Annotated in this window: 22 protein-coding genes and 1 riboswitch; of the genes, 10 read left to right on the top strand and 12 right to left on the bottom strand. The window is 74.9% G+C overall.

What is annotated here, in order from left to right:
• Positions 1 to 3 precede the first annotated feature (3 nt).
• A complete protein-coding gene (locus ABTY59_RS14205; RefSeq protein ID WP_352019187.1) occupies positions 4 to 1011 on the bottom strand; it encodes a zinc-dependent alcohol dehydrogenase family protein in 1008 nt (335 codons plus the stop codon).
• Positions 1012 to 1101: 90 nt separating this feature from the next.
• On the opposite strand from ABTY59_RS14205, the gene ABTY59_RS14210 reads away from it, so the two are divergent.
• Positions 1102 to 2016: an AraC family transcriptional regulator gene (locus tag ABTY59_RS14210; protein ID WP_352019188.1), complete on the top strand. Its 915-nt coding sequence runs from the start codon at positions 1102 to 1104 to the stop codon at positions 2014 to 2016.
• Here the strand turns inward: ABTY59_RS14210 and ABTY59_RS14215 are convergent.
• Positions 2013 to 3380, bottom strand: a complete 1368-nt coding sequence (locus ABTY59_RS14215; protein ID WP_352019189.1) for an MFS transporter — start codon at positions 3378 to 3380, stop codon at positions 2013 to 2015. The two genes, ABTY59_RS14210 and ABTY59_RS14215, sit on opposite strands and share 4 nt — an antisense overlap.
• 70 nt (positions 3381 to 3450) lie before the next feature.
• On the opposite strand from ABTY59_RS14215, the gene ABTY59_RS14220 reads away from it, so the two are divergent.
• From ABTY59_RS14220 to ABTY59_RS14230, 3 genes are all read left to right on the top strand, one after another.
• The gene (locus tag ABTY59_RS14220) at positions 3451 to 4464 is read left to right on the top strand and encodes a GlxA family transcriptional regulator (RefSeq protein WP_352019190.1); all 1014 of its coding nucleotides are present in this window, start codon (positions 3451 to 3453) and stop codon (positions 4462 to 4464) included.
• A gap of 304 nt (positions 4465 to 4768) precedes the next feature.
• On the top strand, positions 4769 to 5476 hold the full coding sequence (locus tag ABTY59_RS14225) for a DsbA family oxidoreductase (protein WP_352019191.1): 708 nt from the start codon (positions 4769 to 4771) through the stop codon (positions 5474 to 5476).
• Between the two features lie 90 nt (positions 5477 to 5566).
• Entirely contained in the window at positions 5567 to 6625 is a 1059-nt protein-coding gene (locus ABTY59_RS14230) for an aminotransferase class V-fold PLP-dependent enzyme (RefSeq protein ID WP_352019192.1), read from the top strand.
• 50 nt (positions 6626 to 6675) lie between these two features.
• On the opposite strand, the gene ABTY59_RS14235 is transcribed toward ABTY59_RS14230, so the two are convergent.
• The gene (locus tag ABTY59_RS14235) at positions 6676 to 7188 is read right to left on the bottom strand and encodes a MarR family winged helix-turn-helix transcriptional regulator (protein WP_352019193.1); all 513 of its coding nucleotides are present in this window, start codon (positions 7186 to 7188) and stop codon (positions 6676 to 6678) included.
• A gap of 114 nt (positions 7189 to 7302) precedes the next feature.
• Between ABTY59_RS14235 and ABTY59_RS14240 the strand changes: the two genes are divergently transcribed.
• Positions 7303 to 8373, top strand: a complete 1071-nt coding sequence (locus ABTY59_RS14240) for an alkene reductase (protein WP_352019194.1) — start codon at positions 7303 to 7305, stop codon at positions 8371 to 8373.
• A 58-nt stretch (positions 8374 to 8431) separates the two neighbouring features.
• On the opposite strand, the gene ABTY59_RS14245 is transcribed toward ABTY59_RS14240, so the two are convergent.
• Complete coding sequence (locus ABTY59_RS14245; protein WP_352019225.1) at positions 8432 to 9529, bottom strand: pyridoxal-phosphate-dependent aminotransferase family protein; 1098 nt, start codon at positions 9527 to 9529, stop codon at positions 8432 to 8434.
• A 250-nt stretch (positions 9530 to 9779) separates the two neighbouring features.
• Here ABTY59_RS14245 and ABTY59_RS14250 point away from each other — a divergent pair, with 250 nt between their 5' ends.
• Both ABTY59_RS14250 and ABTY59_RS14255 read left to right on the top strand, forming a co-directional pair.
• Positions 9780 to 10751 carry a beta-propeller domain-containing protein gene (locus tag ABTY59_RS14250; protein WP_352019195.1) on the top strand — a complete coding sequence of 324 codons (972 nt, stop codon included), beginning with the start codon at positions 9780 to 9782 and terminating at the stop codon, positions 10749 to 10751.
• A 34-nt stretch (positions 10752 to 10785) separates the two neighbouring features.
• Entirely contained in the window at positions 10786 to 11871 is a 1086-nt protein-coding gene (locus ABTY59_RS14255) for an amidohydrolase family protein (protein WP_352019196.1), read from the top strand.
• 53 nt (positions 11872 to 11924) lie between these two features.
• Here the strand turns inward: ABTY59_RS14255 and ABTY59_RS14260 are convergent, their stop codons facing one another.
• Both ABTY59_RS14260 and ABTY59_RS14265 read right to left on the bottom strand, forming a co-directional pair.
• Positions 11925 to 12485, bottom strand: coding sequence for a GNAT family N-acetyltransferase (locus ABTY59_RS14260; protein WP_352019197.1), 561 nt, complete (start codon positions 12483 to 12485; stop codon positions 11925 to 11927).
• Positions 12482 to 14809: a penicillin acylase family protein gene (locus ABTY59_RS14265; protein ID WP_352019198.1), complete on the bottom strand. Its 2328-nt coding sequence runs from the start codon at positions 14807 to 14809 to the stop codon at positions 12482 to 12484. The genes ABTY59_RS14260 and ABTY59_RS14265 overlap by 4 nt, the downstream gene beginning before the upstream one ends.
• A gap of 102 nt (positions 14810 to 14911) precedes the next feature.
• Here ABTY59_RS14265 and ABTY59_RS14270 point away from each other — a divergent pair, with 102 nt between their 5' ends.
• Together ABTY59_RS14270 and ABTY59_RS14275 are read left to right on the top strand one after the other, a co-directional pair.
• Positions 14912 to 15631, top strand: coding sequence for a siderophore-interacting protein (locus ABTY59_RS14270; protein ID WP_352019226.1), 720 nt, complete (start codon positions 14912 to 14914; stop codon positions 15629 to 15631).
• 288 nt (positions 15632 to 15919) lie between these two features.
• Positions 15920 to 16894, top strand: a complete 975-nt coding sequence (locus ABTY59_RS14275) for an SCO1860 family LAETG-anchored protein (RefSeq protein WP_352019199.1) — start codon at positions 15920 to 15922, stop codon at positions 16892 to 16894.
• Positions 16895 to 17034: 140 nt separating this feature from the next.
• Here ABTY59_RS14275 and cobC read toward each other — a convergent pair whose 3' ends face one another.
• Entirely contained in the window at positions 17035 to 18609 is a 1575-nt protein-coding gene (gene cobC, locus ABTY59_RS14280) for an Rv2231c family histidinol phosphate aminotransferase CobC (RefSeq protein ID WP_352019200.1), read from the bottom strand.
• A gap of 6 nt (positions 18610 to 18615) precedes the next feature.
• Here cobC and ABTY59_RS14285 point away from each other — a divergent pair, with 6 nt between their 5' ends.
• Positions 18616 to 19344: a ZIP family metal transporter gene (locus tag ABTY59_RS14285; RefSeq protein WP_352019201.1), complete on the top strand. Its 729-nt coding sequence runs from the start codon at positions 18616 to 18618 to the stop codon at positions 19342 to 19344.
• A gap of 2 nt (positions 19345 to 19346) precedes the next feature.
• On the opposite strand, the gene ABTY59_RS14290 is transcribed toward ABTY59_RS14285, so the two are convergent.
• The 5 genes from ABTY59_RS14290 to ABTY59_RS14310 are packed head-to-tail and all read right to left on the bottom strand — an operon-like array spanning position 19347 to position 25908.
• Positions 19347 to 20747 (bottom strand): cobyrinic acid a,c-diamide synthase CobB, encoded by a 1401-nt coding sequence (locus tag ABTY59_RS14290; protein ID WP_352019202.1) that lies wholly within the window; start codon positions 20745 to 20747, stop codon positions 19347 to 19349.
• On the bottom strand, positions 20741 to 21349 hold the full coding sequence (gene cobO, locus ABTY59_RS14295) for a cob(I)yrinic acid a,c-diamide adenosyltransferase (RefSeq protein ID WP_352019203.1): 609 nt from the start codon (positions 21347 to 21349) through the stop codon (positions 20741 to 20743). Before cobO ends, ABTY59_RS14290 begins: the two co-directional genes overlap by 7 nt.
• Positions 21349 to 23379 (bottom strand): putative cobaltochelatase, encoded by a 2031-nt coding sequence (locus ABTY59_RS14300; RefSeq protein WP_352019204.1) that lies wholly within the window; start codon positions 23377 to 23379, stop codon positions 21349 to 21351. Before ABTY59_RS14300 ends, cobO begins: the two co-directional genes overlap by 1 nt.
• A 49-nt stretch (positions 23380 to 23428) precedes the next feature.
• Positions 23429 to 24937 (bottom strand): cobyric acid synthase, encoded by a 1509-nt coding sequence (locus ABTY59_RS14305; protein ID WP_352019205.1) that lies wholly within the window; start codon positions 24935 to 24937, stop codon positions 23429 to 23431.
• On the bottom strand, positions 24934 to 25908 hold the full coding sequence (locus ABTY59_RS14310) for a cobalamin biosynthesis protein (RefSeq protein WP_352019206.1): 975 nt from the start codon (positions 25906 to 25908) through the stop codon (positions 24934 to 24936). Before ABTY59_RS14310 ends, ABTY59_RS14305 begins: the two co-directional genes overlap by 4 nt.
• Positions 25909 to 25943: 35 nt before the next feature.
• A riboswitch (cobalamin riboswitch) is annotated at positions 25944 to 26082 on the bottom strand.
• Positions 26083 to 26234 lie beyond the last annotated feature (152 nt).

Genomic DNA, 26234 nt, shown 5'->3' on the forward strand with positions numbered 1-26234 from the left:
GGCTCAGTGCCCCACCCGCACCACGATCTTCCCGAGGTGCGTGTTCGACTCCATCAGCCGATGGGCGTCGGCGATCCGCTCCAGACCGTCGAAGGTCTCGGCGATCACCGGCGCCAGGGAGCCGTCCCGCAGCCCCGATCCGATGAACCCCGCCGCCCGCCGCCGCCCCTCCCCGGTCCTGGCCAGCGCCCCGTTCGCGTACCCGTGGGTGGTCAGCGGCCAGTTCCGGGACAGCTCGACCGGGCGGGGGTCGAGCCAGCCGTAGAGCACGGCGGTGCCACCCGTCCGCAGCGCGTCCCCGAGCCGGGCGAAGCCGGGCCCGCCGATCGCGTCGAACGCCAGGTCCGCGCCCGCCCCGCCGGTGATCCGCCGGACCTCCTCGACCAGGTCCTCGGTGTCCGTGGCGACCACGTGCGCGGCCCCGAGCCCGAGCAGCCGCTCGCGCTTCCCCGCACCCCGGGTGGTGGCGATGGGCACCGCGCCGACCCGTCGCGCGATCTGGATCGCGGCGGTGCCCACCGAACTGGACGCCCCCGTGATCACCACGTGCTCGCCCGCGCCGAGACCGCCGGTCAGCACCATCCCGCCGTACGCGGTGAAGTAGCTCAGCCACACCGCGGCCGCGGTCACCGCGTCCACGCCCTCCGGCCGGGCCACCACGTACTCCTCGGGCAGCACCACCCGCTCCGCGTACACCCCGTGGACCCCGAAGTCGAAGTTGGCCGCCGCCATCACCGGGTCGCCCGGGGCGTACGCGGTGACCCCGGCGCCCACCGCCTCGACCACGCCCGCCGCCTCGTAGCCGAGCCGGCTGCCCGGCAGCGTCGCCGGGTAGTAGTAGGTGCCCGCGCGGAACAGGGCCTCGGCGCGGTTGAGCCCGATCGCCTCGACCCGCACCAGCACCTCGCCCGGACCGGGCGCGGGCAGCGGCACCTCCTCGACCCTCAGCACCTCGGGGCCGCCGAGCTCGTGGAACAGAACCGCCTTCGTCGTCATGCCTGTTGTCGTCATGACCTCGACGTTAGGAGGCCCCGGAAAGACGATCCATGTCTCCTCGGCTTCCCACCATGTCCGATCGTCTCGCCCGCTACCGTTCGGCTCATGGACGTACTGAGCGATGCCATCGCCGCCATGCGCACCGGGCGCCCCCACTCCTCCCGCACCGTCCGCTTCGCCCCCTGGGGCTTCCGCTTCCCCCCGAGCAAGGGCGCCGGATTCCACGTCGTCCTCCAGGGCACCGCCTGGCTGCTGCCCCCGGACGACGACGCCCCCGTCCGGCTCGGCCCCGGCGACGTCGTCCTCCTCGCCCACGGCACCGGTCACGGCCTCGCCGACCGGCCCGACACCCCGCTCGTCGACGCCCTGCCCGCCCCCGACGGCTCCTGGCCCACCCTCCCCGACCGGGGGCCCGTCGGCGCCGAGGAGACGCTGCTCCTGTGCGGCGCCTACCAGCTCAGCCGGGCCCGCGCGCACCCCCTCCTCAGCGGCCTGCCCCCGTACGTCCACCTCCCCGCCCGGGTCGGATCGCACCCCCGGCTGCGCGCAGCCGTCGACCTCCTCGGCGCCGAACTCGCCGAACCCCAGCCGGGATCCGACGCCATCGTGCCCGCCCTGCTCGACACCCTGCTCCTGTACCTGCTGCGCACCTGGTGGCTCACCGAGCGCGCCGACCGCTCCACCGGCTGGTCGGCCGCGCTGAGCGACCCGGCCGTCGCCGGGGCCCTGCGCGCCCTGCACGGCGACCCCGCGCGGGCGTGGACCGTCGAGGAGCTCGGCGCGCTCGGCGGGCTCTCCCGCGCCGCCTTCGCCCGCCGCTTCACCGCCCTCGTCGGACGCCCGCCGCTCGCCTACCTCACCTGGTGGCGCATGACCGCGGCGGGCCGCCTCCTGCGCGCCGACGACCTCCCGCTCCGGGCGGTCGCCGAACGCTCCGGCTACTCCTCGGAGTTCGCCTTCGCCAAGGCCTTCAAACGGGAGTACGGGGTGGCCCCGGGCCGGTACCGCAAGGGCGCCTAGTGCTGTGTCGTGCGGCGGCGCGGCAGTCGCAGCGAGGCCAGTGCCGTCAGGCTCAGCAGGCCCGCGCTGATCAGCAGGCTCGTGCGCAGGGCCGACTCCATGTCCCGCGCCGCCAGCGAGCCGAAGACCGCGATCGCGAGGGCTCCCGCCGTCTGCCGGACCGCGTTCAGGAGCCCCGCCGCCGTGCCCGCCCGCTCCGCCGGAACCGCCTCCATCATCGCCGCGATCAGCGGTGGCAGGGAGAAACCCGCCCCGAGCGCGAGCGGCACCAGGAGCAGGGCCTGCGCCACCCGCGAGGAGTCCGCGTCCACGGTCAGCAGGCCGAGCAGTCCCGCCACCGCCACCACCTGGCCCAGGACGATCGGCAGCCGCGCCCCGTACCGCGCCGCCACCCGCGCCGAGAGGACGTTCACCCCGGCCAGCAGCCCCGTCATCGGCAGGAACATCAGCCCCGCGCCGAGCGCCGAAAGCCCCAGCACCTGCTGGAAGAAGAGGCCGAACACGAAGACCATGCCGTAGAAGGCCACGCTGTTCGCCGAACCGGCCGCCACCGCCACCGCCACCGTCGTGTCGCGGAACAGCCCGAGCGGCACCATCGGATGCCGTCGCCGCGCCTCGATCAGCAGGAACGCGGCGAAGGCGGCCACCGCGACCCCCAGCGCCCAGAGCGCCTCCGTGCCGCCCTCGATCGCCGCGAAGGTCAGCGCCCCGAGCGCCGTCACCGCCGTGAGCTGACCCGGCACGTCCAGCGGGGCCGCCCTCCGCTCCGAGCGGGCCACCCGCGTCAGCAGGGCGAGCGCGAGCAGCCCGAGGGGCAGGTTGACGAAGAAGATCCCGCGCCAGCTCCAGGCCGTGGTCAGCGCCCCGCCCGCGACCGGACCCAGCGCCACCGCGACCGTGCCGCCCGCCGCCCACAGCGACACCGCCCTGGCCCGGCGCCCCGGATCGCCGTACGCCTCGCGGACCAGGGCCAGCGAGGCCGGCAGCATCACCGCCGCCGCGGCGCCCTGCACCGTCCGGGCCGCCAGGAGGGCCGGGAGTCCGGGGGCCAGACCGCAGGCGGCCGAGGCGAGGGTGAAGACGACGACCCCCGCCCCGTACGCCCGGCTCGCCCCGACCCGGTCGGCGAGCGCCCCGCTGGAGAGCAGCAGCGCGGCGAGGGTCAGCGCGTACGAGTCGACCACCCACTGCAGGCCCGTCATCCCGGTCCGCAGACCGGCGCCGATCGCGGGCAGGGCGACGTTGACGACGGAGGTGTCGAGGGTGATGAGGGCGAAGCCGAGCATGGCGGCGGCGAGGGCCGGGCCGGGGGAGGGGGCGTCGCGACGGGCAACGGGGGCCTGGGTGAGGAGCGTTGAGGACATGCGCCCAGCTTCGTGACCTGCGGGCCCGTACAGTAGTGGCGGGAATGCCATACGACCGGAGGTTCTGGCCATGCCGTCGACGCCACCCGCGCCCGCCCCGCCCGGCGGCTCCGCCGCATCCCGGGTCCGGCGCGTCGCCGTGATCGCGGCCCCGCCCGTCTCGATGTTCAACCTGGCCATCCCGGAGATGCTCTTCGGGAAGGTCGAGGTCGACGGCCGCCCCGGGTACGAGACGGTCATCTGCGCCCCCGACCCCGGGCCGGTCACCACCACCGGCGGCCTCGACCTGGTCGTCCCGCACGGCCTCGAAGCCGTCGCCGGCGCCGACACGGTGATCCTCGCGGGCAGCGGCGCGTACGAGGACCCCGACCCGCGCGTCCTCGACGCCCTGCGCGCCTCGGCCGCCGCCGGCAAGCGGATCGCCTCCATCTGCACCGGCGCCTTCGCGCTCGCCGAGGCCGGACTGCTCGACGGCCGGGCGGCGACGACGTACTGGGCGTACCGGCCGCTGCTCGCCGCCCGGCACCCCGCCGTCGACCTCCAGGACGACGTCCTCTTCGTGCAGGACGGCCCCGTCCTCACCTCCTCCGGCTACGCGGCGGGCATCGACCTCTGCCTGCACGTGATCCGCACCGACCACGGCGCCGCCGTCGCCAACACCGTCGCCCGGCTCGCCCTCGTCGCACCCGTCAGGCCCGGCGGCCAGACCCAGTTCACCCAGACCCCGCTGCCGCCCGAGCGCGGTGTCTCCTTCGCCGACACGCGCGCGTGGGCGATGGAACACCTCGACGAGCCCCTCGGTCTCGCCGACCTCGCCCGGCACGCCGGGGTCTCCCTCCGCACCCTCTCGCGCCGCTTCCACGCCGAGACCGGGGTCAGCCCGCTCCAGTGGCTGCTCCACCAGCGCGTCGAGCGGGCGAAGGAGCTGCTGGAGACCACCTCCCTCGCCATGGACCAGGTGGCCCGGGCGAGCGGCCTCGGCACCGCGGACTCCCTCCGCCAGCACCTCGTGCGCCGCGCCGGCCTCACCCCGAGCGCCTACCGCTCCTCCTTCAGCCGCCTGACGGGCGCCGGGACCGCGTGACCGGCGCGGGCGCCGGGACCGGGCGCACCGCGTTCGAAGGGACGGCGGCGGAGCGCCGCACGCGGCCTGCGTCACGGCCTGGCGCGCCGCCGGAGCGACCTCGGCCCGCCTGGAGGCCTTCGAGGGGAACGCGGGCGAGGGCCTTCTCCGCGGGCCACGGCCGGACGCCGGACCCGGACACCCCGCGCCCCGGCAGGCACCTGGTGCTCCGCCTCACACTCGCGCCGGAACCGGAATGAACCGGGCCGGTGGGGACGTTCCCGTGCAGGTACACCCCACCGGCAACCCCTCGGAGAGAAGTCACATGCGCGTCGAGATCTGGAGCGACATCGCCTGCCCCTGGTGCTACATCGGCAAGGCTCGCTTCGAGAAGGGGCTCGCGGCCTTCGCCCACCGCGACGACGTCGAGGTCGTGCACCGCTCCTTCGAGCTCGACCCGCACCGCGCCAAGGGCGACACCGGGCCCGTCCTGGAGATGCTGGCGAAGAAGTACGGCCGCACGCTCGACGAGGCCCGCGCCATGGAGGCGCACGTCGCCTCGAACGCGCACTCCGAGGGCCTCGCGTACCTCACCGACGGCCGCGACCACGGCAACACCTTCGACATCCACCGGCTGCTGCACCTCGCCAAGGAGCGCGGCCGGCAGAGCGAGCTCCTGGACCTGGCCTACCGGGCCAACTTCGCCGAGGAGCGCTCGGTCTTCGACGCCGAGACCCTGGTGGCGCTCGGCGTGGAGGCCGGTCTCGACGAGGCCGAGGTCCGCGCGGTCCTCGCCGACGAGACCGCCTACGCCGAGGCCGTACGGGAGGACGAGCGCGAGGCCTCCGAACTCGGCGCCAACGGCGTGCCGTTCTTCGTCCTCGACCGCCGCTACGGCGTCTCCGGCGGCCAGCCCGCCGAGGTCTTCACCCAGGCCCTTGAGCAGGCCTGGCAGGGCCGGGTCCTCCAGCCCGTCGGCACCGACGCGGAGGTCTGCGGCCCGGACGGTGCCTGCGAGGTCCCGCAGGCCTAAGGCTCTGACCTGCGAAGATAAGGGCTTCTTGGGTGTCCCCACGGTCGAATCGCCATTGACGGGTGATCGCGTGGAATCCAGGGTGGGGGCATGGATTCCCTTGACCAGCCGCTCGGCGGCGCCGAGTTCGCGCCCAAGAAGACCTATCTGAACACCTCGGCGTGCGGACTGCTGCCCCGCCGGACGATCGAGGCGATCACGCTCCTCGCGGAGGAGACCGCCGACGGCCGTGCCGACGGGGCCGGCAGCTTCGACATCGTGGACGAGGCCCGGGCGGCCTTCGGCCGGATCGCGGGCGTGTCGCACGAGCGGGTCGCCGTCGGCAGCTCGGTCGCGGTCCACTGCGGGATGATCGCCCAGTCGCTGCCCGCCGGCTCCGAAGTCCTCTTCCCCGAGGGCGACTTCTCCTCCGTCATCACCCCCTTCACGATCCGCGGCGACCTCAAGGTCCGGTTCGCGCCGCTGGAGCGGCTCGCCGAGTCCGTGCGGCCCGGGACGGCGCTCGTCGCCTTCTCCGCCGTGCAGTCGGCGGACGGCCGCACGGCGGACTTCGCGGCCGTACGGGAGGCGGCGGCCGCCCATGGCGCGCGCACCCTCCTGGACGCCACCCAGTCGGCGGGCTGGCTCCCGCTGGACGCGGGGGAGTGGGACTACACGGTCGCCGGCGGCTACAAGTACCTGCTGTGCCCGCGCGGGGCGTCGTTCCTCACCGTCACCGAGGAGGCGCAGGACTCGCTCCTCGCGATCCACGCCAACTGGGTCACGGGCGAGGAGCTGTGGGTCAACAGCTACGGCCCGGTGCGCGAACTGGCCCGCTCCGCCCGCCGCTTCGACGAGCCGGCGGCCTTCCTCTCGTACCACGGCGCGGCCCGCTCGCTCGCCCTCCTGGAGGAGATCGGCATCGAGCGGATCGAGGCCCACGACAAGGGGCTCGCGGCCCGTTTCCGCTCCGGGCTGCTCGCGCTCGGGCACGCGCCGGTCATGGACGACTCGACGGTCGTCGCCGTCCCGGGTCTCGGCGACCGGGCGGACGCCCTGCGCGAGGCGGGCGTCCTGCTCTCGGCCCGCGCGGGCAACCTGCGGGCGTCCTTCCACCTGTACAACACGGCGGCGGACGTGGACCGCGCCCTGGAGGTCCTGGCGGGCTGACCGCCGCAGGGAGGCCCGGCCCGGGCCTCCCGGCCGCGCCCGGCGGGCGGTCAGCAGACCGCGCCGCCCTCGCCCTCCTCGCCCTCCTCCTTCGCCAGGTTCTCGCCCACGAGGCCGAGCAGCCGGGAGAGTTCCGCCCGGTCGGCCGGGGCGAGCCCGGTCAGGGTGCTCTCCTCCAGGTCCGCCCAGGCGCCCTCGACGCCGGTGCGCAGGTCGAGGCCCCGGTCCGTCGCCTCGACCAGGACCGCGCGCCGGTCGGCGGGGTCCGGGCTGCGGCGGACGTAGCCGCACTGCTCCATGCGCTGGAGCATCTTCGTCACGGTGGAGGGGTCCAGGCCGAGCGACTGGATGAGCTCCGACTGGCGCACCGGCCCGCAGTCCCACAGGCGCATCATCATCAGCTCCTGGCCCGGGTAGAGGCCCAGGTCGCGAAGCCGTCTGCCCATGGCGATCCGGTGGAGCCGCGCGACCCACGCCAGGGTGTGGCTGACGGTCCCGGCGCACGCGCCGGTGGGCTGCGGCGCGGTGGACGGGGCGGTACAGACGGGGTCGGTTCCCGACATGGGCACTCCTCGGTACGGGCTCTCCCCACCAGATTACCTTGGTCGGCCAATGAATGGGTTACAGTGGCAGCGGCCCCAATAGTTGGCCGACCACATATTCTGTGAGGGAGCGCCGTGACCACCGCATTCGACCCCATCGACCTCGCCGGTACCCGCCTCGCCAACCGCATCGCGATGGCCCCGATGACCCGCAGCCGGGCCAACGGTCAGGACGGCACCCCGCCGGCCATCGTCGCCGAGTACTACGCCCAGCGCGCCTCCGCCGGACTGATCATCAGCGAAGGCGTCCAGCCCGTCCCCGAGGGCCAGGGCTACCCGAACACCCCCGGCCTCCACAGCCGGGCGCAGATCGCCGCCTGGCGCGAGGTCACCACCGCCGTCCACGAGCGCGGCGGCCGGATCTTCGCCCAGCTCATGCACTCCGGCCGGATCGGCCACCCCGACCTCCTCGACGGCGACCTCCACCCCGTCGGCCCCTCGCCGGTCGCCGCCGCCGGCCAGGTCTACACCCACGAGGGCCCCAAGGACTTCGTCGCCCCGCGCGAGCTCACCGGCGACCAGGTGCACGAGGCGATCGCCGGCTTCGCCTCCGCCGCCCGCAACGCCGTCGAGGCCGGCTTCGACGGCGTCGAGATCCACGGCGCCAACGGCTACCTGATCCAGCAGTTCCTCGCCTCCGGCTCCAACCACCGCACCGACGAGTGGGGCGGCTCCGTCGAGAACCGCATCCGCTTCGCCGTCGAGGTCGTCAAGGCCGTCGCCGCCGAGATCGGCCCCGAGCGGACCGGCCTGCGCATCTCCCCGGCGAACACCCTCAACGACATCGCCGAGACCGACACCGAGGAGATCTACACCCGGCTCCTCACCGCGATCGAGCCCGTCGGCATCGCCTACCTCCACGTCCTGGAGACCAGCGCCGAGCGCCGCCCGCTCGTCCTCGACCTGCGCAAGCGGTTCGCCGGCACCTTCATCCTCAACCCGGCCACCGGCGCCGACCCGACCGGCGCCGAGTCCCTCGCCCTGATCGAGGACGGCACCACCGACCTCGTCGCGTACGGCAGGCTCTTCATCGCCAACCCCGACCTGCCCGCCCGTCTGAAGAGCGACGGCCCCTACGCCACCCCGGACCCCGCCACCATGTACGCCGGCGGCCCCGAGGGCTACGTCGACTACCCCGCGCTCTGAACCCGGGCACGCGGAAGGGGCGGGGGTCCGGACCCCCGCCCCTTCCCCGTACGTCCCGTCACCAGGCCTCGGTGACCGCCCGGCGCGCCGCCTCCAGGTCCACCGTCCGGCCCGCCTCGCCGAGCGCCGCGCCCAGGGCGGCGAGCGAGGACTGCACGGCGCCCGGGGTCGCGTCCACCCCGTAGTGGTTCACCCGGATCATCTCCTTGGCCAGCGCCCCGCCGCCCGCGATCAGCGGCAGCGACGGGTCGGCCGCGAGGGCCTTCGCCACCAGCTCCGAGGCGTCGAGACCCGACGGCACCCGCAGCGTCGTCGCCACCGGGGCCGCGTCCCTCGCCTCGTACACGTACGGCTCCAGACCGCCGCCCAGGGCCAGCGCGCCCGCGCGGGTCGCGGCCGCCGCCGAGGCGTGCCGGGCCATCAGCGCGTCCAGGCCCTCGGCCTCGATCCGGTCCACGCAGGCCTCCAGGGCCAGCATCTCCAGCTGCGCCGGAGCGTGCAGGAGCGCCTTCCGGCCACCGTCGATCCAGCGCTCCTTCCAGTCGAGGAGGGAGAGGTACGAGCGGCGCGGCGCGGCCGGATTGGCGGCGAACCGCTCCCAGGCCCGCGCGCTCACCGACACCGCCGACACCCCCGCGGGGCCGCCCATCGCCTTCTGCGCGCCGATGATGCACATGTCCACGCCCCAGGCGTCCGGCAGCACCGGCTCGGCACCGATCGACGCCACCGCGTCCAGGTAGAACAGCGCGCCGTGCGCCCGCACGACCTCGCCGATCTCCGCCACCGGGTTGGTGTTCCCGGTCGCCGCCTCCGCGTGCACGAGCGACACGAAGTCGATCTCGGGGTGCTCCGCGAGCGCCCGCTCCACCTGCTCCGCCGTCACCGCCGTGTGGAAGGGCACCTCCAGGTCGACCACGGTCGCCCCGCAGTCCCGCAGCCAGTTGCCGAAGGTCTGCCCGTACGGACCGGTGACGACGTTCAGCGCGGTCGAACCGGCCCGCGCGCCGCTGCGGATGCACCCCTCCAGGGGCAGCAGCGCCTCGCCCTGGGTGATCACCACGTCCTGCTCGGTGGAGAGCAGCGCGGCGACCCGGCGCTCGATCGACGCGAAGTGCGCGGCGGTCAGCGGGGCCAGGTCCAGCAGCGGATGTGTCACGGTCACGGGGGTTCCTTCTCCACGGTCGAATACGTGTCGCCTACATCGGGACGCGACACGGGCCAGCCTATGCGGTCCGCCCGGGGCCGGGCGGGCGCGTACGGCGGACGACGCGGCGTCACGGCCCCGTACGGAACGTGTCACAGGGCCCGTACCACCGGCCCCGGCCCCTTCCCCCGGAACCACGGCGGTGGGATGTTGCGGCCCGGAGCGGCGCCACGGGGGCGCCGGGAAGAACGGGGTGGACACCATGACCGAGAACACGAGCACCGGCGTCGCGAGAAGAACCCGCGGGGTGCGGCCGCGCCGTGCGGCGGTGGCCGCCGCGGCGCTCGCCGTGGCCGCCCCGCTGACCCTCGCCGCCTCGGGAGACGCCGGAGCGACCGGCGTGGCGCGGGCGGCCGACCGCCCGATCGTCTTCGCCCGCTACGACGCTGCGGCACCCGTCGAGGACCTGTACGCGATCTCCCCGTCCGGCGGCGCGCCCGTCAAGCTCACCCACACCCCCGCCGTCAGCGACGTGATGCCCAGCTGGTCCCCGGACGGCAAGCGCGTGGCGTTCCTCCGCTACGGCTCCGGCGGGGCGATCGACGGCATCTGGACGATGAAGAGCGCCGGCGGCGACCTGAAGTCCGTGCCCGGCACCAAGGGCGCCTCCGACCCCGCGTGGTCCCCGGACGGCAAGCGGATCGCCTACGCGAAGCCGGTCGGCACCCAGCGCGAGATCTACGTGGCCGACATCGACGGCAGCCCCGCCACCCGGCTCACCCACTCCGCGCAGGACGAGTTCCACCCGACGTGGTCCCCGGACGGCAAGAACCTGGCGTACAGCCGCGCGGACGCGGCGACCGGGAACAGCAGGCTGATGCGGATCCAGCTGGCCACCCTGACGCAGACGCCGGTCACCCTGGCCGGCTCCCACGACTGGACGCCCGACTGGTCGCGCGGCAACCGGATCGTCTTCAGCCGGGTGGACCCCACCGGCTTCGCCCACCTCTACGTGATCCGCCCCGACGGCTCCGGCACGCACCGCATCACCTCCGCCCGCGCCAACGACAGGAACCCGTCCTGGTCGCCGGACGGCCGGCGCCTGGTCTTCACCCGGGGCGGCACCGACGACGCGGACCCCGAACACCTCTTCCTGGTACGGGCCGACGGCACCGCCCTCACCCAGCTCACCACGACCGACTCGCACGACCTGGAGGCCGACTGGCGCCCCTGACCCGCCCGCTCGACACGGCTCGTAGAGTGCGGGTATGAGCGATCACGTGGTGCTGCATGTGAAGGGGCGGGTGCTCGTCGGCCCGGAGGACGTCCGTGACGAACTGTGGTGCGTCGACGGCCGGATCACCTTCGAGCGGCCCGCCGCCGAGGCCGTGACCGTCGAGGGCTGGGTGCTCCCCGGCCTCGTCGACGCCCACTGCCACGTCGGCCTCGACCGGCACGGCCCCGTCGACGAGGCCACCAGCGAGAAACAGGCCCTCACCGACCGGGACGCCGGCACCCTGCTCATCCGGGACGCGGGCTCGCCCTCCGACACCCGCTGGATCGACGCGCGCGAGGACCTGCCGAAGATCATCAGGGCGGGGCGGCACATCGCCCGCACCCGGCGCTACATCCGTAACTACGCCCATGAGATCGAGCCCGCCGACCTCGTCGCGTACGTCGGCCGCGAGGCCCGGCGCGGCGACGGCTGGGTCAAGCTCGTCGGCGACTGGATCGACCGGGAGGCGGGCGACCTCACCGCCTGCTGGCCGCGCGCCGAGGTCGAGGCGGCCATCGCGGAGGCGCACCGGCTCGGCGCCCGCGTCACCGCGCACTGCTTCGCCGAGGACTCGCTCCGGGACCTGGTGGAGGCGGGCATCGACTGCATCGAGCACGCCACCGGGCTCACCGAGGACACGATCCCGCTCTTCGCCGAGCGGGGTGTGGCGATCGTCCCGACCCTGGTGAACATCGCGACCTTCCCGCACCTCGCCGACGGCGGCCAGGACAAGTTCCCCCGCTGGTCGGCCCATATGCGCCGGCTCCACGAGCGCCGGTACGACACCGTCCGCGCCGCCTTCGACGCGGGCGTGCCCGTCTTCGTCGGCACCGACGCGGGCGGCTCCCTCGCCCATGGGCTCGTCGCCGAGGAGGTGGAGGAGCTGACCCGGGCGGGCATCCCGCCGATCGACGCGCTCTCCGCCACCGCCTGGGGGGCCAGGGCCTGGCTGGGGCGCCCCGCCCTGGAGGAGGGCGCCCCCGCCGACCTCGTCGTCTACGGCGAGGACCCGCGCGCGGACGTCCGCGTCCTCGCGGCGCCGCGCCGGGTCGTCGTCAACGGCCGGGTCGTGGGCTGAACCCGCGGACGGCGGCCGGGACCACCGGCCGGGGCCCGGCGGCCGGGCCCCCGTCAGCGGCTCAGGAACGCCAGCCGGGCCCGCTTCTCCGGGATGAAGACCTCCGGCAGGTCCACCTCCGGGAGCACGACCTCCGGGCCCAGTTCGAAACCGGCCCGCACCATGCGGGCGATCGCCTTCTCGTTGGCCGCGTCCGGCTCGATCACGATCCGCGTGCGGTCCTTCAGCGAGAAGTCGACGAGCGCGACGAGCAGCCGGCCGGTGAATCCCGGCTCGGGGGCGAGGCCCGGCGCGACGAACAGGTGCACGCCGATGTCGCCCGGCAGCACCTCGTAGCACTCGCTGACCCGGTCCGCCCCGGGGTCGTACGTCTGGAAGAGGGCGACCGGCTCCCCGTCCCGGCTGACCAGGTAGCCGTGGTGGGTGGTCAGCGAGTCGAGGTGCGCGTAGATCTCCCGCACCTGCTCGACGGTGGTCCCGACCATGCCCCAGAAGCGGGCCCGCTCCTCGTTGACCCAGCCGTGCAGGAGCGCGGCGTCGCCGTCGGGGTCGACGGGCCGGACCGTGACGGTTCCGAAGCCCTCGACGGTCTGCACGTGTACGGCGGTGGTCATCCCTGCTCCTTGGTGAGGTTCTGCCAGTCCGTGGTGACCGGGGCGAGTTCGCCCCGCAGCCACAGGGGGAGTTGGTCGTGGTGGTGCGGGTCGCCGGGGACGCCGGACGCGCCGAACGGCACGATCCAGCCGCTGCGCTCCCGGTCGGCGAGGTCCCAGACGTACCGCGCGGCCGAGGCGCGGGCGCTCCGGTCGGTCCACCCGGGCACGCTGGACGTGGAGAGCACGCAGTCGTGGTCGCCGCCGAGACCCGGCCACCGGTCGTCGTCCGGGTCGGGCAGCGCCTGCCAGGGCGCGAGCCGGTGCGTCACGCCCCAGGCGGCGGGCGGCTCGCCGGCGCCGACCTCGTCGAGTGCCTCGCGCACGATCCGCGCGACGTCCCCGGCGGGCACGGGCCCCGCCACCAGCAGCGTCTCCAGGGCGAAGGCGACGCGCGGGCCGAGCGCGAGCCAGGGCCGGAAGAGCTCGGGGTACGGGGCGGGGTCGCGCAGCGCCGCGAAGGCCTCGTGCGCGGCGAGCCGGCGCACGACGGCGCCGCGCAGGGCCGCGTAGAGACCGGCGTCGGCGCTCTCCGCCTCCATCCGCCGGTCCCAGCCGAGCAGCCGCTCCCGGACCCGGGCGCCGCCGGGGGAGAGCGGCGCGGGCGCGCCGCCCGCGGGGTCCTCGGAGCCGCCCGAGTCGGTGGTGCGGCCGTCCGTACGGTCCGTGGAGCCGTCAGTGGATCCGTCCGTGTCGGTGGTGCGACTGTCCGCGCCGTCCGCGTCGGTGGTGCGGTCCCCCGTGCCGTCCGTGTCGGTGGTGCGACTGTCCGTGCCGTCCGCGTCGCCGGGCCTCTCCGTTCCGGCCGTTCCGGCCGTTCCGGCCGTCCCGGCCTCGGTGCCGGGCTCGCCCGCGCGGCGCACCGCCTCCAGGAGGCGGGCGGCCGAGGGGTTGTCGGTGTCCGTGTGGATCGCCGTCGTCGTCCCCGGCGTCCAGGCCGTCGACGCGGCCAGCAGTGCGTCGATCCGGGCGGCCCGGTGCGGCGGGGCGAACTCGACGCCCAGCGGGGCGGCCAGACCCCGGGCGTTGGCCATCACGGCGTGGCCGCGGACCTCGGCGCGGGGGAGCGGCGCGGGGTCGTCGGCCCAGGCGTGGGCCGGGTCCCAGGCGGGCACGATCCGCAGGGAGTTGGCCCGGTCCCGTACGGGCACGTGGCCGGCGACGCGGTGCAGGAGGCCGCCCCGGGTGTCGGCGGCCTGGACGACGTTCACCGGCTCGACCCAGCCGTCGAGGGCCGTGTCCACGTCGGCGACGGTCCGGGCGCGCAGCAGCGCGGGCAGCGCCCCGAAGCCGAGTTCGGCGGTGACCCGCGGGGGGTACCGGAGGGCGAGGGCCTCCCAGGGCGAGGAGCTGTCCCCGGGCTCGTCGTCCACGCCGATGATCACCGGCCCCCGGGCGGTCTCGATCACCTCGACGACCACCGGCTCCGCGCCCGCGACCTCGATCGTCTCCCGGTGGGCGGCGGCCGGGGCCCAGCCGTCCGGGCCGAGGGCCTCGACGGCGCCGTCGGGGAGGCGCCGCAGCCGCTCCCGGTACAGGTCCTGGTAGTCCGCCATCGCGTTGGTGATCGCCCAGGCCACCGGCCCGGTGTGGCCGAAGTGGGCGAGTCCGGGGACGCCGGGCACGGCGAGGCCGACCACGTCGTACGCGGGGCAGGCGAGCCGGATCTGCTGGTAGACGCCCGGCGCCTCGATGAACCGGTGCGGGTCGCCGGCCACCAGGGCGGCCCCGCTCGCGGTCCGTTCGCCCGCGACGACCCAGCCGTTGGAGCCGGCGGTGCCGGGTCCGTCGGTCGCGAAGAGCTCCGTCCACTCCTCGCCGAGCCGGCGGGCGACCTCGTCCCGCCACAGCTTGGTGGGGAAGCCCGCGAAGAGGATGTGGGTGGACAGCCAGACGGCGAGCGGGGTCCAGGGCTCCCACCGGCCGGGCGTGAGACCGGTCTCGGCGAACTCGGGCGCGCGGCCCGCGCCTTCGGCGAGGCCGTCGTTGACCCCGTCCACGTACGCGCGCACCCAGGCGGCCGTCGCCGGGTCGTTCTCCTCCAGCCGTGCGAAGCAGCGGCGGGCGGTGTCGTCGAGCCGGGCCCGGCGGACGAAGGCGTCCCAGCCGAGTTCGGCGGCGCCGAGGAAGGCGGCGGTGGTGCCCCGGGCCCGGTGCCGCTCGACCTCCAGCTGCCAGGCGCGGTCGCGGGCGGTGACCCGGCCCTGGGCGAAGGCGAGTTCGTCCGGGTCCGCGGCGCGCAGATGAGGGACGCCCCAGGCGTCCCGGTAGACCTCGATGCTCACGCAGATCCGATCCCGTCCATGTCCGAGCTACCCATGACACCAACCATTATTAGGTTAGGCTGGCCTAAATTAATCTACAGGAGTTCGGGGGAGGGGTTCGCGGTGGGTCACGGCTGGCAGGGCGCGGTACTCAGGCTGATGCGCGGCAAGGACTTCACGTTCACCGTGACGGGGGCGGAGCGGGTCACCGAGGACTACCGGCGGGTGCACTTCACGGACGGCGGCCTCCTCGCCGCCGCCGGGGTCCATCCGACGATGTGGGTCCGCGTCTGGTTCGGCAACGCGGGCAAGCCCCACCAGCGCGCCTACACCCTGGTCGACCCGGACCCGGCGCGCGGCACCTTCAGTCTGGAATTCGCCCTCCACGACGGAGCCGCCAGCCGCTGGGCCCGCGCCTGCGCCCCCGGCGACACCGTCGACGCCACCCTCCAGGGCACCGGTTTCGAGGTCCCCGACCCGCTCCCCACGCGCCTCCTCGTGATCGGCGACCCGGCCTCGCTGCCCGCCGTCAACTCCCTGCTCGACGCGCTCCCGGGCGTCCCCGTGACCCTCTGGTTCGAGACCCGGCACGCATCCGACGAGGAGCTGCCGGTACGGCTCGACCCCGAGCGCCACGAGCTGCGGCGGATCCCCCGGGAGAACGGCGGCGCCGGGCTCGTCGCCCGGGTGAAGGCAGAACTGCCGGCGCTCGCCGACGCCGGTGCGTACGTCTGGATCGCCTGCGACACCGCGACCACCCGCGCCCTCGCCGGGTTCGTGCGGAAGGAGCTGGCCCTGCCCAAGGAGCGCGTCCACGCCCTCGGGTACTGGCGCGCCGACTGAGGGTGCCGGGTTGACGATCCGTGACCTGCGGCCGTCGCGGATCGTTCTCACCGAATCCGCCCGCACCTCCCCGTACGAAACACGCGGGACAGGCGGGAACGGTTGTAGAGAGAAAAATCGAAAATGAACACGGAAACCCCCCTTTGGAGTGAACTCACGTCAGGCGACTGTCGGTTCACTCTCCGTGCGTAAAGATTCCGGTGTCTCAAGTCGCCGGAGCCGCGCCGACCCACCGTCCCCGTGGTGAGCGGCCGGCGACGCCATGTCTCCTGTGGGGGTTCCACCATCTTGAACAGCAACACCTTCCGCATGCCCGTACGCCGTTCCGCCGCCGCCGCGACCGTCGCCGCCCTGGCCGTCGGCCCGGTGCTCCTCGTGGCCCCGGCGGCGCACGCCACGGGCGGCGAAGGGCGCGCCACCGCCGTCGTGCTGCGGGCCGGCCTCGACGTCTCCCTCCTCGGCAAGGCCGTGAACGTGCCGGTGCGGACCTCCCTCAACGAGGTCAAGGCACCCGCCAGCGAGAACGAGACCGCGCTCTCCGTGAAGGTGCAGGGGGCCGAGGGCGGCAAGCCGATCGACATCCTCAAGGCCGACGTCGCCACCGCGGACGCCACCGTCGACGACGAGAAGGCCGAGGGGCACGTCAACCTCGTCAAGGCGCAGGTCCACGTGCCCGGCATCCCGCTGCTCTCCCTCGTCGAGATCGAGAAGGTCACGTCGAAGGCGCTGTGCGAGGTGGGGAAGAAGCCGGTCGCCGAGTCCAACGTCCTCGGCCACGTCACCGTGTTCGGCAAGAAGACCACGCTGTCCACGGCCGGCCGGACCCAGGTCGCCGTGCCGGGTGTCGGCCAGGTCACCCTGGACCTCTCCCGTACGTCCACGACCTCCCGCACCGCCGCCGCCACCGCGCTCGAACTCAAGGTGGAGGTCGACCCGCTGAAGCTCGGCGTCGCCGAGGTCAACGGCACGGTGACCCTCGCCGAGGCCACCTGCGAGACCCCCAAGGGCACCACCCCGACCGAGAAGCCCACCGAGAAGCCGACCGAGAAGCCCACGGAGAAGCCCACGGAGAAGCCCTCGGTCAAGCCGAGCGACGCCGGCGGCATCAAGACCGACAACGGCGGCAGCACGCCCACCGAGAACCTCGCCGAGACCGGCGGCAGCTCCACCACCCCGTACATCGCGGCCGGAGCGCTCGCCCTCCTCGTCGCCGGCGGCGGCGCCCTCGCCGTGACCCGCTCCCGCTCCCGCTCGCGAGGCTGACGGCCCGAGGGGGAAGCGCCGGGGGGCGCACGGAGGGGAACGGGGGTCCGGGGAGGGCGGTGGTGACGACACCGCCCTCCCCGGACCCTTCCGCTTCCGCCCCGGCGAGACCCACCGCCGAGGCGTCCGCCGTACGGGACTCAGCCGCCGATCAGCAGCGCCTGGTCCAGCGCCTGCAGGAAGCGGTTCGTCGTCACCCGGTCCCGGACCGCGAGCCGCAGCCAGTTCCGGTCGAGTCCCGGGAACGTGTCGCCCCGGCGGACCGCGAACCCGAGCGACCGCAGCCGCTCCCGCACCGCGTCCGCCCCGTCGATGCGCAGCAGCACGAAGGGGCCCTCCGCCCCCGCGACCGTCCGCACCTCGTCGAACTCCGCGAGCCCGGCCAGCAGATGGGCCCGCTCCACCCCGATCCGGTGTGCCGCGTGCTCCGCCTCCGCGAGCGCCGCCCGCGACACGCACGCCTCCGCGGCGACCAGCGCCGGCGTCGACACCGGCCACAGCGGCTGCGCCCGCTCCAGGGCCGCGACCGTCTCCGGCTCCGCCAGCACGTACCCGATCCGCAGCCCGGCGAGCCCCCAGGTCTTGGTGAGGCTCCGCAGCACCACGAGACCGGGCACGTCGGTCCGCCCGGCCAGCGACTCCCGCTCGCCCGGCACCGCGTCCATGAACGCCTCGTCCACCACCAGGACCCGCCCCGGACGGGCGAGCGCGGCGATCGAGGCGGCCGGGTGCAGCACGGACGTCGGGTTGGTGGGGTTCCCGATCACCACCAGGTCCGCGTCCTCCGGAACCGCCGCCGGATCGAGTCGGAAACCGTCCTCCTCGCGCAGCAGCACCCGGCGCACCTCGTGTCCGGCGTCCCGCAGCGCCGCCTCCGGCTCGGTGAACTGGGGGTGCACGACCACCGGCCGCCGCACCGGAAGCGCCCGCGCGAGCAGCACGAACGCCTCGGCCGCGCCGGCCGTGAGGAGGACCCGGCCGGAGGGCAGGTCGTGCCGCTCGGCGACCGCCGCCCGCGCGGCCCGGCCGTCGGGGTAGGCCGCGAGACCGGTCAGCGAGTCCGCGAGCCGCTCTCTCAGCCAGTCCGGCGGGGTGTTCGTCCGGACGTTGACCGCCAGATCGATGAGTTTCTCGTCCCGGACCTCGGCGTCACCGTGGTGGCGCAGGTCGTGGGCGTCGGAATGCGTATGGGTGTCCATGGCCGCCGTCGTGTGGGGGGTGGGGATGGTGGGGGGTGAGCCAGGCTCGCCAGCGATGTACCCGTGAGTTCGGGGCAACAACCGTACGCCTGGGGCGTCTTCGTTCGGACGAACCGGGACGTAAGCGGCGAGAGCGCACGTTGCGTACCGGGATTTCCGCTTCGGCACGAGCAGCAGCGCACGGCCCGTCCCCCTCCCCGCCGCGAGCAGCGCCGCCGCCTCCGCCACGGACGCCGTGCCCGTGGTGGCCAGGGGCAACGCCGAGGGATGCGGTACGGATACGGCCGCCAGCTCCTCGGCCGTGAACGCGCGCACCGGCACCCCGAGCGCCGCCGCGGCCGCCACGACGCCCGGCTCCGCCGCCCGCGCGTCGAGCGTGGCGAGCGACCCGACCTCCGCGCGCGTCAGGCCCGCCTCCCGCAGGACCGCGCCGGCGAGCGCGAGCACCTCGTCCACCGTGACGCCCGACCGGGCCCCGACGCCGAGGTGCGCGGACGGCGCCGCATCCGATAGCAAAGGCCCATGGCTGTAGTCGTCGCGCTCGGCGCGTTCCTGATGACGCTCTTCGGCGGCTGGGTCGCGCAGCGCGTCACCGACCGCCGCCACCTCGTCCTCGGTCTCGCCGGCGGACTCATGCTCGGCGTCGTCGGACTCGACCTCCTGCCGGAGGCCCTGGAGGCCGCGGGGGAGGAGGTCTTCGGCGTCCCGGAGGCCCTGCTGCTCTTCGTCGGCGGCTTCCTCTTCGCCCACGTCGTCGAGCGGCTCCTCGCCGTCCGCCGTGCGGCGCACGGCGTCGGCGCCGACGAAAGGGTTCCCCAGGTGGGCCTGACGGCCGCCGCCGCGATGGTCCTCCACAGCCTCATGGACGGCATCGCCCTCGGAGCCGCCTTCCAGGTCGGCGGCGGCATGGGCGCCACCGTCGCCCTCGCCGTCATCACCCACGACTTCGCCGACGGCTTCAACACGTACACGATCACAAGCCTCTACGGGAACGCCCGCCGCAAGGCCCTCACGATGCTCGTCCTGGACGCCGTCGCCCCGCTCGTCGGCGCGGCCTCCACCCTGCTGTTCACCCTTCCGGAGGAACTGCTCGGCAGCTATCTCGGCTTCTTCGGCGGCGCCCTGCTCTACCTCGCCGCCGCCGAGATCCTGCCGGAGGCCCACCACACGCACCCGGCCCGCTCCACCCTGCTGTGCACGGTGGCGGGCGTGGCCTTCATCTGGCTCGTGGTGGGCGTCTCCGGCGGCTGACGTCACGCGCAGTGCTCCACGAACCGCGCGGCGACCTCCGGGGACCCCGCCCAGTGGGTGTGCACATAGCTGGCGTGCACCCCGCCCTGCACGAAGCCCTCCACCCGGCGCTCCGGCTGCCGCAGCCCCCAGGCCGCCAGCGGCCCGGCGCCCGGCTCGATCACGGTGCGGTGGAACTCGTGGCCCCGCAGCCGCGCCCCGGCGGGCGCGAGCACGCTGTCGCTCACGGCGACGGCGTCCCGGTACCCGAGCGTGAGCCGCTCCGACATCCGCGCGTCGGCGTCGAGCACCCCGCACATCGGGTGCCCGTCGAGCGACCGCGCCAGGTACAGCAGCCCGGCGCACTCGGCGGCGACGGGCGCGCCCGAGGCCGCGAGCTCGGCGACGGCCTTGCGCAGGGGCTCGTTGGCGGAGAGCTGCTCGCCGTACATCTCGGGGAAACCGCCGCCTATGACGAGCCCGCGGGTCCCCTCGGGGAGGGACTCGTCCCGGAGCGGGTCGAACGTGACGACCTCGGCGCCCGCGGCCCGGAGCAACTCCGTGTGCTCGGCGTACGAGAAGGTGAACGCCGCCCCGCCGGCGACGGCGACGACCGGCCTTCGGCCGGGCTTGTCCGCCGCCCGCGGCCCGGCGGTCGGGTGGTCCCCACCCGTACCGCCCTGCGGGACGCCTGCCCACAACCGGTCGGCCTCCCAAGGCTCGGCGTGCAGCGGAGGCGCCGACCGCGCCAGCGCGAGCAGCGCCTCCAGGTCGCACCCGGCGAGAACCTGCTCCGCCTGCGCCGCCACGGCGGCGACCGCGGCGGCCTGCCGCTCGGCGACCGGCACGAGCCCGAGGTGCCGCGACGGCGTCGCCACGGCGGGCGCCCGCCGCAGGACACCCAGCACCGGCACCCCGGACTCCCCGAGCGCCTCCCGCAGGAGGTGCTCGTGGCGGTCCGACGCGACCTTGTTGAGGATCACGCCCCCGATCCGCACCTCCGGGTCCCAGGACGCGAACCCGTGCACGAGCGCCGCGACCGAACGCGACTGCGACGACGCGTCCACGACCAGCACCACCGGCGCCTTGAGCAGCTTCGCCACCTGCGCGGTGGACGCCAGCTCGCCCTGGTCGGCGGCCCCGTCGTACAGGCCCATGACCCCTTCGACCACGGCCAGGTCGCAGCCGCGCGCGCCGTGCAGGAAGAGCGGCGCGACCTGCCCCGTACCGCACATGTACGCGTCGAGGTTGCGGCCCGGACGGCCGGTCGCGAGCGCGTGGTAGCCCGGGTCGATGTAGTCGGGCCCGACCTTGTGCGGGGAGACCGCCAGACCACGGCCGGCGAACGCGGCCATCAGGCCGGTCGCGACCGTGGTCTTGCCCGCGCCGGAGGACGGCGCGGCGATGACGAGACGTGCTACCACTCGATGCCCCGCTGGCCCTTCTGACCGGCGTCCATCGGGTGCTTGACCTTGGACATGTCGGTGACGAGATCGGCGAAGTCGAGGAGCTCCTGCGGCGCGTTGCGCCCGGTGATGACGACGTGCTGCTGCCCGGGGCGGTCGCGCAGCACCTCGACGACCTCCTTGACGTCGATCCAGCCCCAGTGCAGCAGGTAGGCGAACTCGTCGAGGACGTAGAACGTGTACTTCTCCTCGGCGAGGTCCCGCTTGACCTGCTCCCAGCCCTCGCGGGCCTTGTCCTCGTGCGACTGCTCGCCCTCGGCGACCTCGCGCTGGATCCAGGACCAGCCCTCGCCCATCTTGTTCCAGGTGACCGTGCCGCCCTTGCCGGTCTCGCCGAGCGCCTTGAGGGCGTTCTCCTCGCCGACCCTCCACTTGGCGGACTTCACGAACTGGAACACCCCGATCGGCCAGCCCTGGTTCCAGGCGCGCAGCGCCATGCCGAAGGCGGCGGTCGACTTCCCCTTGCCGACGCCGGTGTGCACCATAACCAGCGCCCGGTTGCGGCGCTGGCGGGTGGTGAGACCGTCGTCGGGCACGACGGTCGGCTGTCCCTGCGGCATTAAGCGGCCCTCCATGCTGTCTGCGTTGTCCGTCCTGCTGCCTGTACGTCCCTGACGAGGCCGGCGATCGAATCCGCCCGCAGCTCGTCCAGGGTGACGGCGGTGCCGCCGAGTTCACGCGCCAGGTTCCCCGCGAGCCCGAGCCGCACCGGCCCGGTCTCGCAGTCCACGACCACCGCGGCCGTGCCCTCGGCGGCGTGCAGCCGCGCCGCGCGCGCCGCGAGCGCCACCGGGTCGGCGCCGCCGCCGGTCGCCCGCCCGTCGGTCACGACGACGAGCAGCGGGCGGCGCGCGGGGTCCCGCAGCCGCTCGACCCGCAGCACGTCATGGGCCTTGAGCAGCCCGGCGGAGAGCGGCGTACGGCCTCCGGTGGGGAGCTTCTCCAGGCGGGCGGCGGCCGCGTCCACGGAGGAGGTCGGCGGCAGCGCCACCTCGGCGCCCCGCCCCCGGAAGGTGACGAGACCGACCTTGTCGCGCCGCTGGTAGGCGTCGAGCAGCAGCGAGAGCACCGCGCCCTTCACGGCGCTCATCCGCTGCCGCGCCGCCATGGAGCCGGAGGCGTCCACGGCGAAGAGCACCAGGTTCCCCTCGCGGCCCTCCCGGGTCGCCTGCCGCAGATCGTCCCGGCGGACCACCAGACCCGGCCCGGACCGGCCGCGCGCCCGCTGGTGCGGGGCGGCCGCCTGGACGGTCGCGGCCAGGTGCAGCTTGGTCAGCGCGCCCCGGGGCCGGGTGGAGCCGGTGGTACGGCCGTGCTCGGTGCGGGCCCGGGAGCGGCGGCCGGCCGCGCCCTCGCCGAGACCGGGCACCCTCAGCACCTTCGTACGGAAGGGCTCGCCGGCCTTGACCGCTCCCCGCTCACCGGCGCCGGAGCCCTGCGGGGCGGGTGCGCTCTCCGGAGCCTCGGCCGGCTCGGGCGAAGGGCCGTCGGGCGCCTCGCCCTGCGGCGGGACGCCGCCGCCTCCGTCGGGACCGCCGTCGCCGGGCCCGTCGGGCTCGGGGTCGTCGTCCGGTTCGTCGCCCTTGAACTGCTCCAGCGTCTCGTCGAGCTTGTCCTCGTCGAGGCCGGGCGCGTCGAAGGGCGAGCGCCGCCGGCGGTGGGGGAGGGCCAGGAGCGCGGCCTGCCGCACGTCCTCGGAGGTGACCTCGGTCCGTCCGGCCCAGGCGGCGAGCGCGGTCGCGGTGCGGGCCATGACGATGTCGGCGCGCATGCCGTCCACCTCGAACGCGGCGCAGGTCGCGGCGATCTGGAGCAGCACGGCGTCGCCGAGCGTCACCCGCGGCAGCAACGTCCGTGCGGCGACGATCCGTTCGCGCAGGGCGGTCTCCTCGCCGGCCCAGCGGGCGGCGAAGGCGGCCGGGTCGTCCTCGAACGCGAGCCGCCGCCGGACGACCTCGACCCGCTGCTCGGGGTCGCGCGAGGCGGCGACCTCCACGGTGAGACCGAACCGGTCGAGCAACTGCGGCCGCAGCTCGCCCTCTTCGGGGTTCATGGTCCCGACGAGCAGGAAACGGGCGGCGTGCCGGACGGAGACGCCCTCGCGCTCGACGTGGGAGGCGCCCATGGCGGCGGCGTCGAGCAGGTGGTCGATCAGGTGGTCGCTCAGCAGATTGACCTCGTCGACGTACAGGATCCCCCGGTGCGCGGCGGCGAGGAGCCCCGGCTCGAAGGCCTTCACGCCCTCGGCGAGCGCCTTCTCGATGTCCAGCGCGCCGACGAGCCGGTCCTCGGAGGCACCGACGGGCAGCTCGACCATCCGCGCGGGCCGTGCGGCCCCGGGGGCGTCGCCGTGCGGCCCGTCGGGGCAGCCCGGGTCGGGGGAGGCCGGGTCGCAGCTGAACCGGCAGCCCGCGACCACCGGGACCTCCGGCAGCAGCTCGGCGAGCGCGCGGACGGCGGTGGACTTGGCGGTCCCCTTCTCGCCCCGCACGAGCACCCCGCCGACGGCCGGGCTGACGGCGTTGAGCAGCAGCGCGAGCCGCAGGTCGTCCATGCCGACGACGGCGGTGAACGGATACCGGGTGCTCATCGGGTGGTCACTCCTTCGATAGGTACGGATGGCCGGACCGCGCGGCCGCTCACGGCGCACCCGGCGGCACGAACGGCAGCCCCTCCGGCGCGCCCCGCTCGATCAGCCGCAGCAGCGCGTCCGTGTCCGCGTGTTCCTCGATCAGGTCGCCGAGCCGGTCGAGCTGTTCCTCCCGCAGCGCCCCGAACGAGGTGTCGGGCGCCGGGACGAACCGCCGCCCCGCCGCCGCCGCGACCTCCCGCAGGAACGCCCGGCGGAAGCCGTCGCTCTCCAGCGAGCCGTGCCAGTGGGTGCCCCACACGGAGCCGACCCGGCAGCCGTCGAGGAACGGCTCCCCGTCCCGTACGTCCGCGACGCCGTGGTGGATCTCGTACCCCTCGACCCGCTCGCCGAGGGCCTCCCCGACCGGCCGGGCGAGCGTCTTCTCGACGGCGAACCGCACGTGTACGGGCAGCAGGCCGAGCCCGTCGACCACGCCGGCCCTCGACTCGACCTCGTCCTCGATGCGCTCGCCCAGGGCCTGGAAGCCGCCGCAGATGCCGAGCACCGGCCGGCCCTCGGCCGCGCGCCGGGCGAGGGCGTCGGCGAGGCCCCGCTCGCGCAGCCAGGCCAGCGCCTTGACGGTGCCGCGGGTGCCGGGCACGACGACCAGGTCCGCGTCGACGAGTTCCTCGGGCCGGTCGACGAACCGGACGACGACGCCCGGTTCGGCGGCGAGCGCGTCGACGTCCGTGAAGTTGGACATCAGGGGGACGGCGCAGACGGCGACCCTCAGGACGTCCGCGCCGACCGGCGGCGCGACGACCGACTCGCGGACGGTGCCCCGCAGGGAGACCCGCAGGCCGTCCTCCTCGTCGATGCCGAGCCCGTGCGCGTACGGCAGGACGCCGAAGGTCCGGCGGCCGGTCAGCCCGTGCAGCATGTCGAGCCCGGGTTCCAGCAGGGACACGTCGCCCCGGAACTTGTTCACGAGGTAGCCCGCGACGAGGGCCTGGTCCTCGGGTGCGAGCAGCGCCGTCGTCCCGAAGAACTGGGCGAAGACCCCGCCCCGGTCGATGTCGCCGACGACGACCACGGGCAGCCGCGCGGCGCGCGCGACGCCCATGTTCACGATGTCCGTGCGCCGCAGGTTGATCTCGGCCGGACTGCCCGCCCCCTCGCAGATCACGGCGTCATACGTGCCCCGGAGTTCCTCCAGGCACGCCATCACCGGCTCGAACAGGGTCTTCTGCCGGCCCCCGTGGTAGCCGCGGGCGCTCATCTCGCCGACCGGCTTGCCCATGAGGACGACCTGGCTGGAGCGGTCGCTGCCGGGCTTGAGCAGCACCGGGTTCATCAGCGCCGTCGGCTCCACGCGGGCGGCCTGCGCCTGCATGGCCTGCGCACGGCCGATCTCGGCGCCCTCCCGGGTCACGAAGGAGTTCAGGGACATGTTCTGTCCCTTGAACGGCGCGACCTTGACGCCCTGCCGGACCAGCCAGCGGCAGATGCCGGCCGTGACGACGCTCTTGCCCGCGTCGGACGTGGTCCCGGCGACGAGCAGCCCCCCACCCCTCATGCGTTCCTCCGCTTCAGCGCGCTCGCGATCATGCGGCCGCCCACGCAGGCGACCAGGGTCAGTGCGGTGACCCGGCGGGAGAGCCGGACCGCGCGGTCGATGTCGGCGACCTCCACGGGCCGCCCCTCCCCGTTGAGGACGGGCCGGTGCTCGACCCGGCCGGCGTACGAGAGGGTCCCCCCGAGCCGCACGCCGAGGGCGCCCGCGAAGGAGGCCTCGACGGGGCCCGCGTTGGGGCTCGGATGCTGCGCGGCGTCCGCCCGCCAGGCCCGCACGGCTCCGCGCGGGTTCCCGCCGGCGACGGCGGCGAGGGCGGCGGTCAGCCGGGCGCCGGGCCAGCCGGCCACGTCGTCGAGACGGGCGGAGGCCCAGCCGTACCTGCGGTACCGGGGGGACTTGTGGCCGACCATCGCGTCGAGGGTGTTCACCGCGCGGAAGCCGACCAGGCCCGGCACGCCCGCGACCGCTCCCCAGAACAGGGCGCCCACGACCGCGTCGGAGGTGTTCTCGGCGACGGACTCGACGACCGCGCGGGCCATCGCGGGGCCGTCGAGGGACTGCGGGTCGCGTCCGCACAGGTGCGGCAGCCGCTCCCGGGCGACCTCCAGGTCCCCGACGGCGAGGGCGCCGCCGATCGCGCGGGCCTCGCGGCCCAGGGTCGTACCGCCGACGACGGCCCAGACCGACGCGGCCGTGAGGGCGACGGAGGCGGCGCGGCTGCCCCGTGCCGTACGGGCGGCGAGGGCACCGGCCGCGACGGTGGTGCCGGCGCAGACGGCGGTGTGCAGGGCGCCCCAGCCGCGGTGGTCGTGCCAGAGGGCCTGCTCGACCCGGCCGGCGGTCCGGCCGAAGGCGGCGACGGGGTGTCCGCGGCGGGGATCGCCGAGGAGCAGGTCGACGGCGAGGCCGGCGGCCGCGCCGTAGGCGAAGATGCCGGTGGCTCTGGAGAATCTGGGGCTGCGGCCGGGCATGGCGCTGTGTCCTCACTCAGGGTCCGCGCCCTGGATCGACGTGACCGGCGGCGAGAGTTCCTGACTCCCGGACCCTGGGATCCGGTCACAGTGGCGGGACCGCGCCGGAATCGCACCGGACTTCCTCTACTGCCGCCGTAATGGCCTCGGCAGTCCACCACGGGCCGAGAACAGCCGTCAACTCACCCTTGACCTGCACCGCGTCACTGTGCGAAGCACCACAAACACGACGGCGGGGCGGTCCGCACCCGAAGGTGCGGACCCTCGCCGTCCACCTGGACGGGCTCGGGCCCGAAGGCCGCGCGTTCCGCCGCCGTCGGCTCGAC

This window comes from Streptomyces sp. NPDC096079, from assembly GCF_040303145.1.
Lineage (GTDB): Bacteria > Actinomycetota > Actinomycetes > Streptomycetales > Streptomycetaceae > Streptomyces.

What these genes read in the sequence shown, in the direction of transcription:
- ABTY59_RS14205 (WP_352019187.1), bottom strand. Translation starts at nt 1,011, where the DNA reads ATGACGACAACAGGCATGACGACGAAGGCGGTTCTGTTCCACGAGCTC.
- ABTY59_RS14255 (WP_352019196.1), top strand. Translation starts at nt 10,786, where the DNA reads ATGAGCGATCACGTGGTGCTGCATGTGAAGGGGCGGGTGCTCGTCGGC.
- ABTY59_RS14300 (WP_352019204.1), bottom strand. Translation starts at nt 23,379, where the DNA reads ATGAGCACCCGGTATCCGTTCACCGCCGTCGTCGGCATGGACGACCTG.
- ABTY59_RS14215 (WP_352019189.1), bottom strand. Translation starts at nt 3,380, where the DNA reads ATGTCCTCAACGCTCCTCACCCAGGCCCCCGTTGCCCGTCGCGACGCC.
- ABTY59_RS14305 (WP_352019205.1), bottom strand. Translation starts at nt 24,937, where the DNA reads ATGAGGGGTGGGGGGCTGCTCGTCGCCGGGACCACGTCCGACGCGGGC.
- cobO (WP_352019203.1), bottom strand. Translation starts at nt 21,349, where the DNA reads ATGCCGCAGGGACAGCCGACCGTCGTGCCCGACGACGGTCTCACCACC.
- ABTY59_RS14310 (WP_352019206.1), bottom strand. Translation starts at nt 25,908, where the DNA reads ATGCCCGGCCGCAGCCCCAGATTCTCCAGAGCCACCGGCATCTTCGCC.
- ABTY59_RS14210 (WP_352019188.1), top strand. Translation starts at nt 1,102, where the DNA reads ATGGACGTACTGAGCGATGCCATCGCCGCCATGCGCACCGGGCGCCCC.
- ABTY59_RS14235 (WP_352019193.1), bottom strand. Translation starts at nt 7,188, where the DNA reads ATGTCGGGAACCGACCCCGTCTGTACCGCCCCGTCCACCGCGCCGCAG.
- ABTY59_RS14230 (WP_352019192.1), top strand. Translation starts at nt 5,567, where the DNA reads ATGGATTCCCTTGACCAGCCGCTCGGCGGCGCCGAGTTCGCGCCCAAG.
- ABTY59_RS14250 (WP_352019195.1), top strand. Translation starts at nt 9,780, where the DNA reads ATGACCGAGAACACGAGCACCGGCGTCGCGAGAAGAACCCGCGGGGTG.
- ABTY59_RS14220 (WP_352019190.1), top strand. Translation starts at nt 3,451, where the DNA reads ATGCCGTCGACGCCACCCGCGCCCGCCCCGCCCGGCGGCTCCGCCGCA.
- ABTY59_RS14285 (WP_352019201.1), top strand. Translation starts at nt 18,616, where the DNA reads ATGGCTGTAGTCGTCGCGCTCGGCGCGTTCCTGATGACGCTCTTCGGC.
- ABTY59_RS14225 (WP_352019191.1), top strand. Translation starts at nt 4,769, where the DNA reads ATGCGCGTCGAGATCTGGAGCGACATCGCCTGCCCCTGGTGCTACATC.
- ABTY59_RS14260 (WP_352019197.1), bottom strand. Translation starts at nt 12,485, where the DNA reads ATGACCACCGCCGTACACGTGCAGACCGTCGAGGGCTTCGGAACCGTC.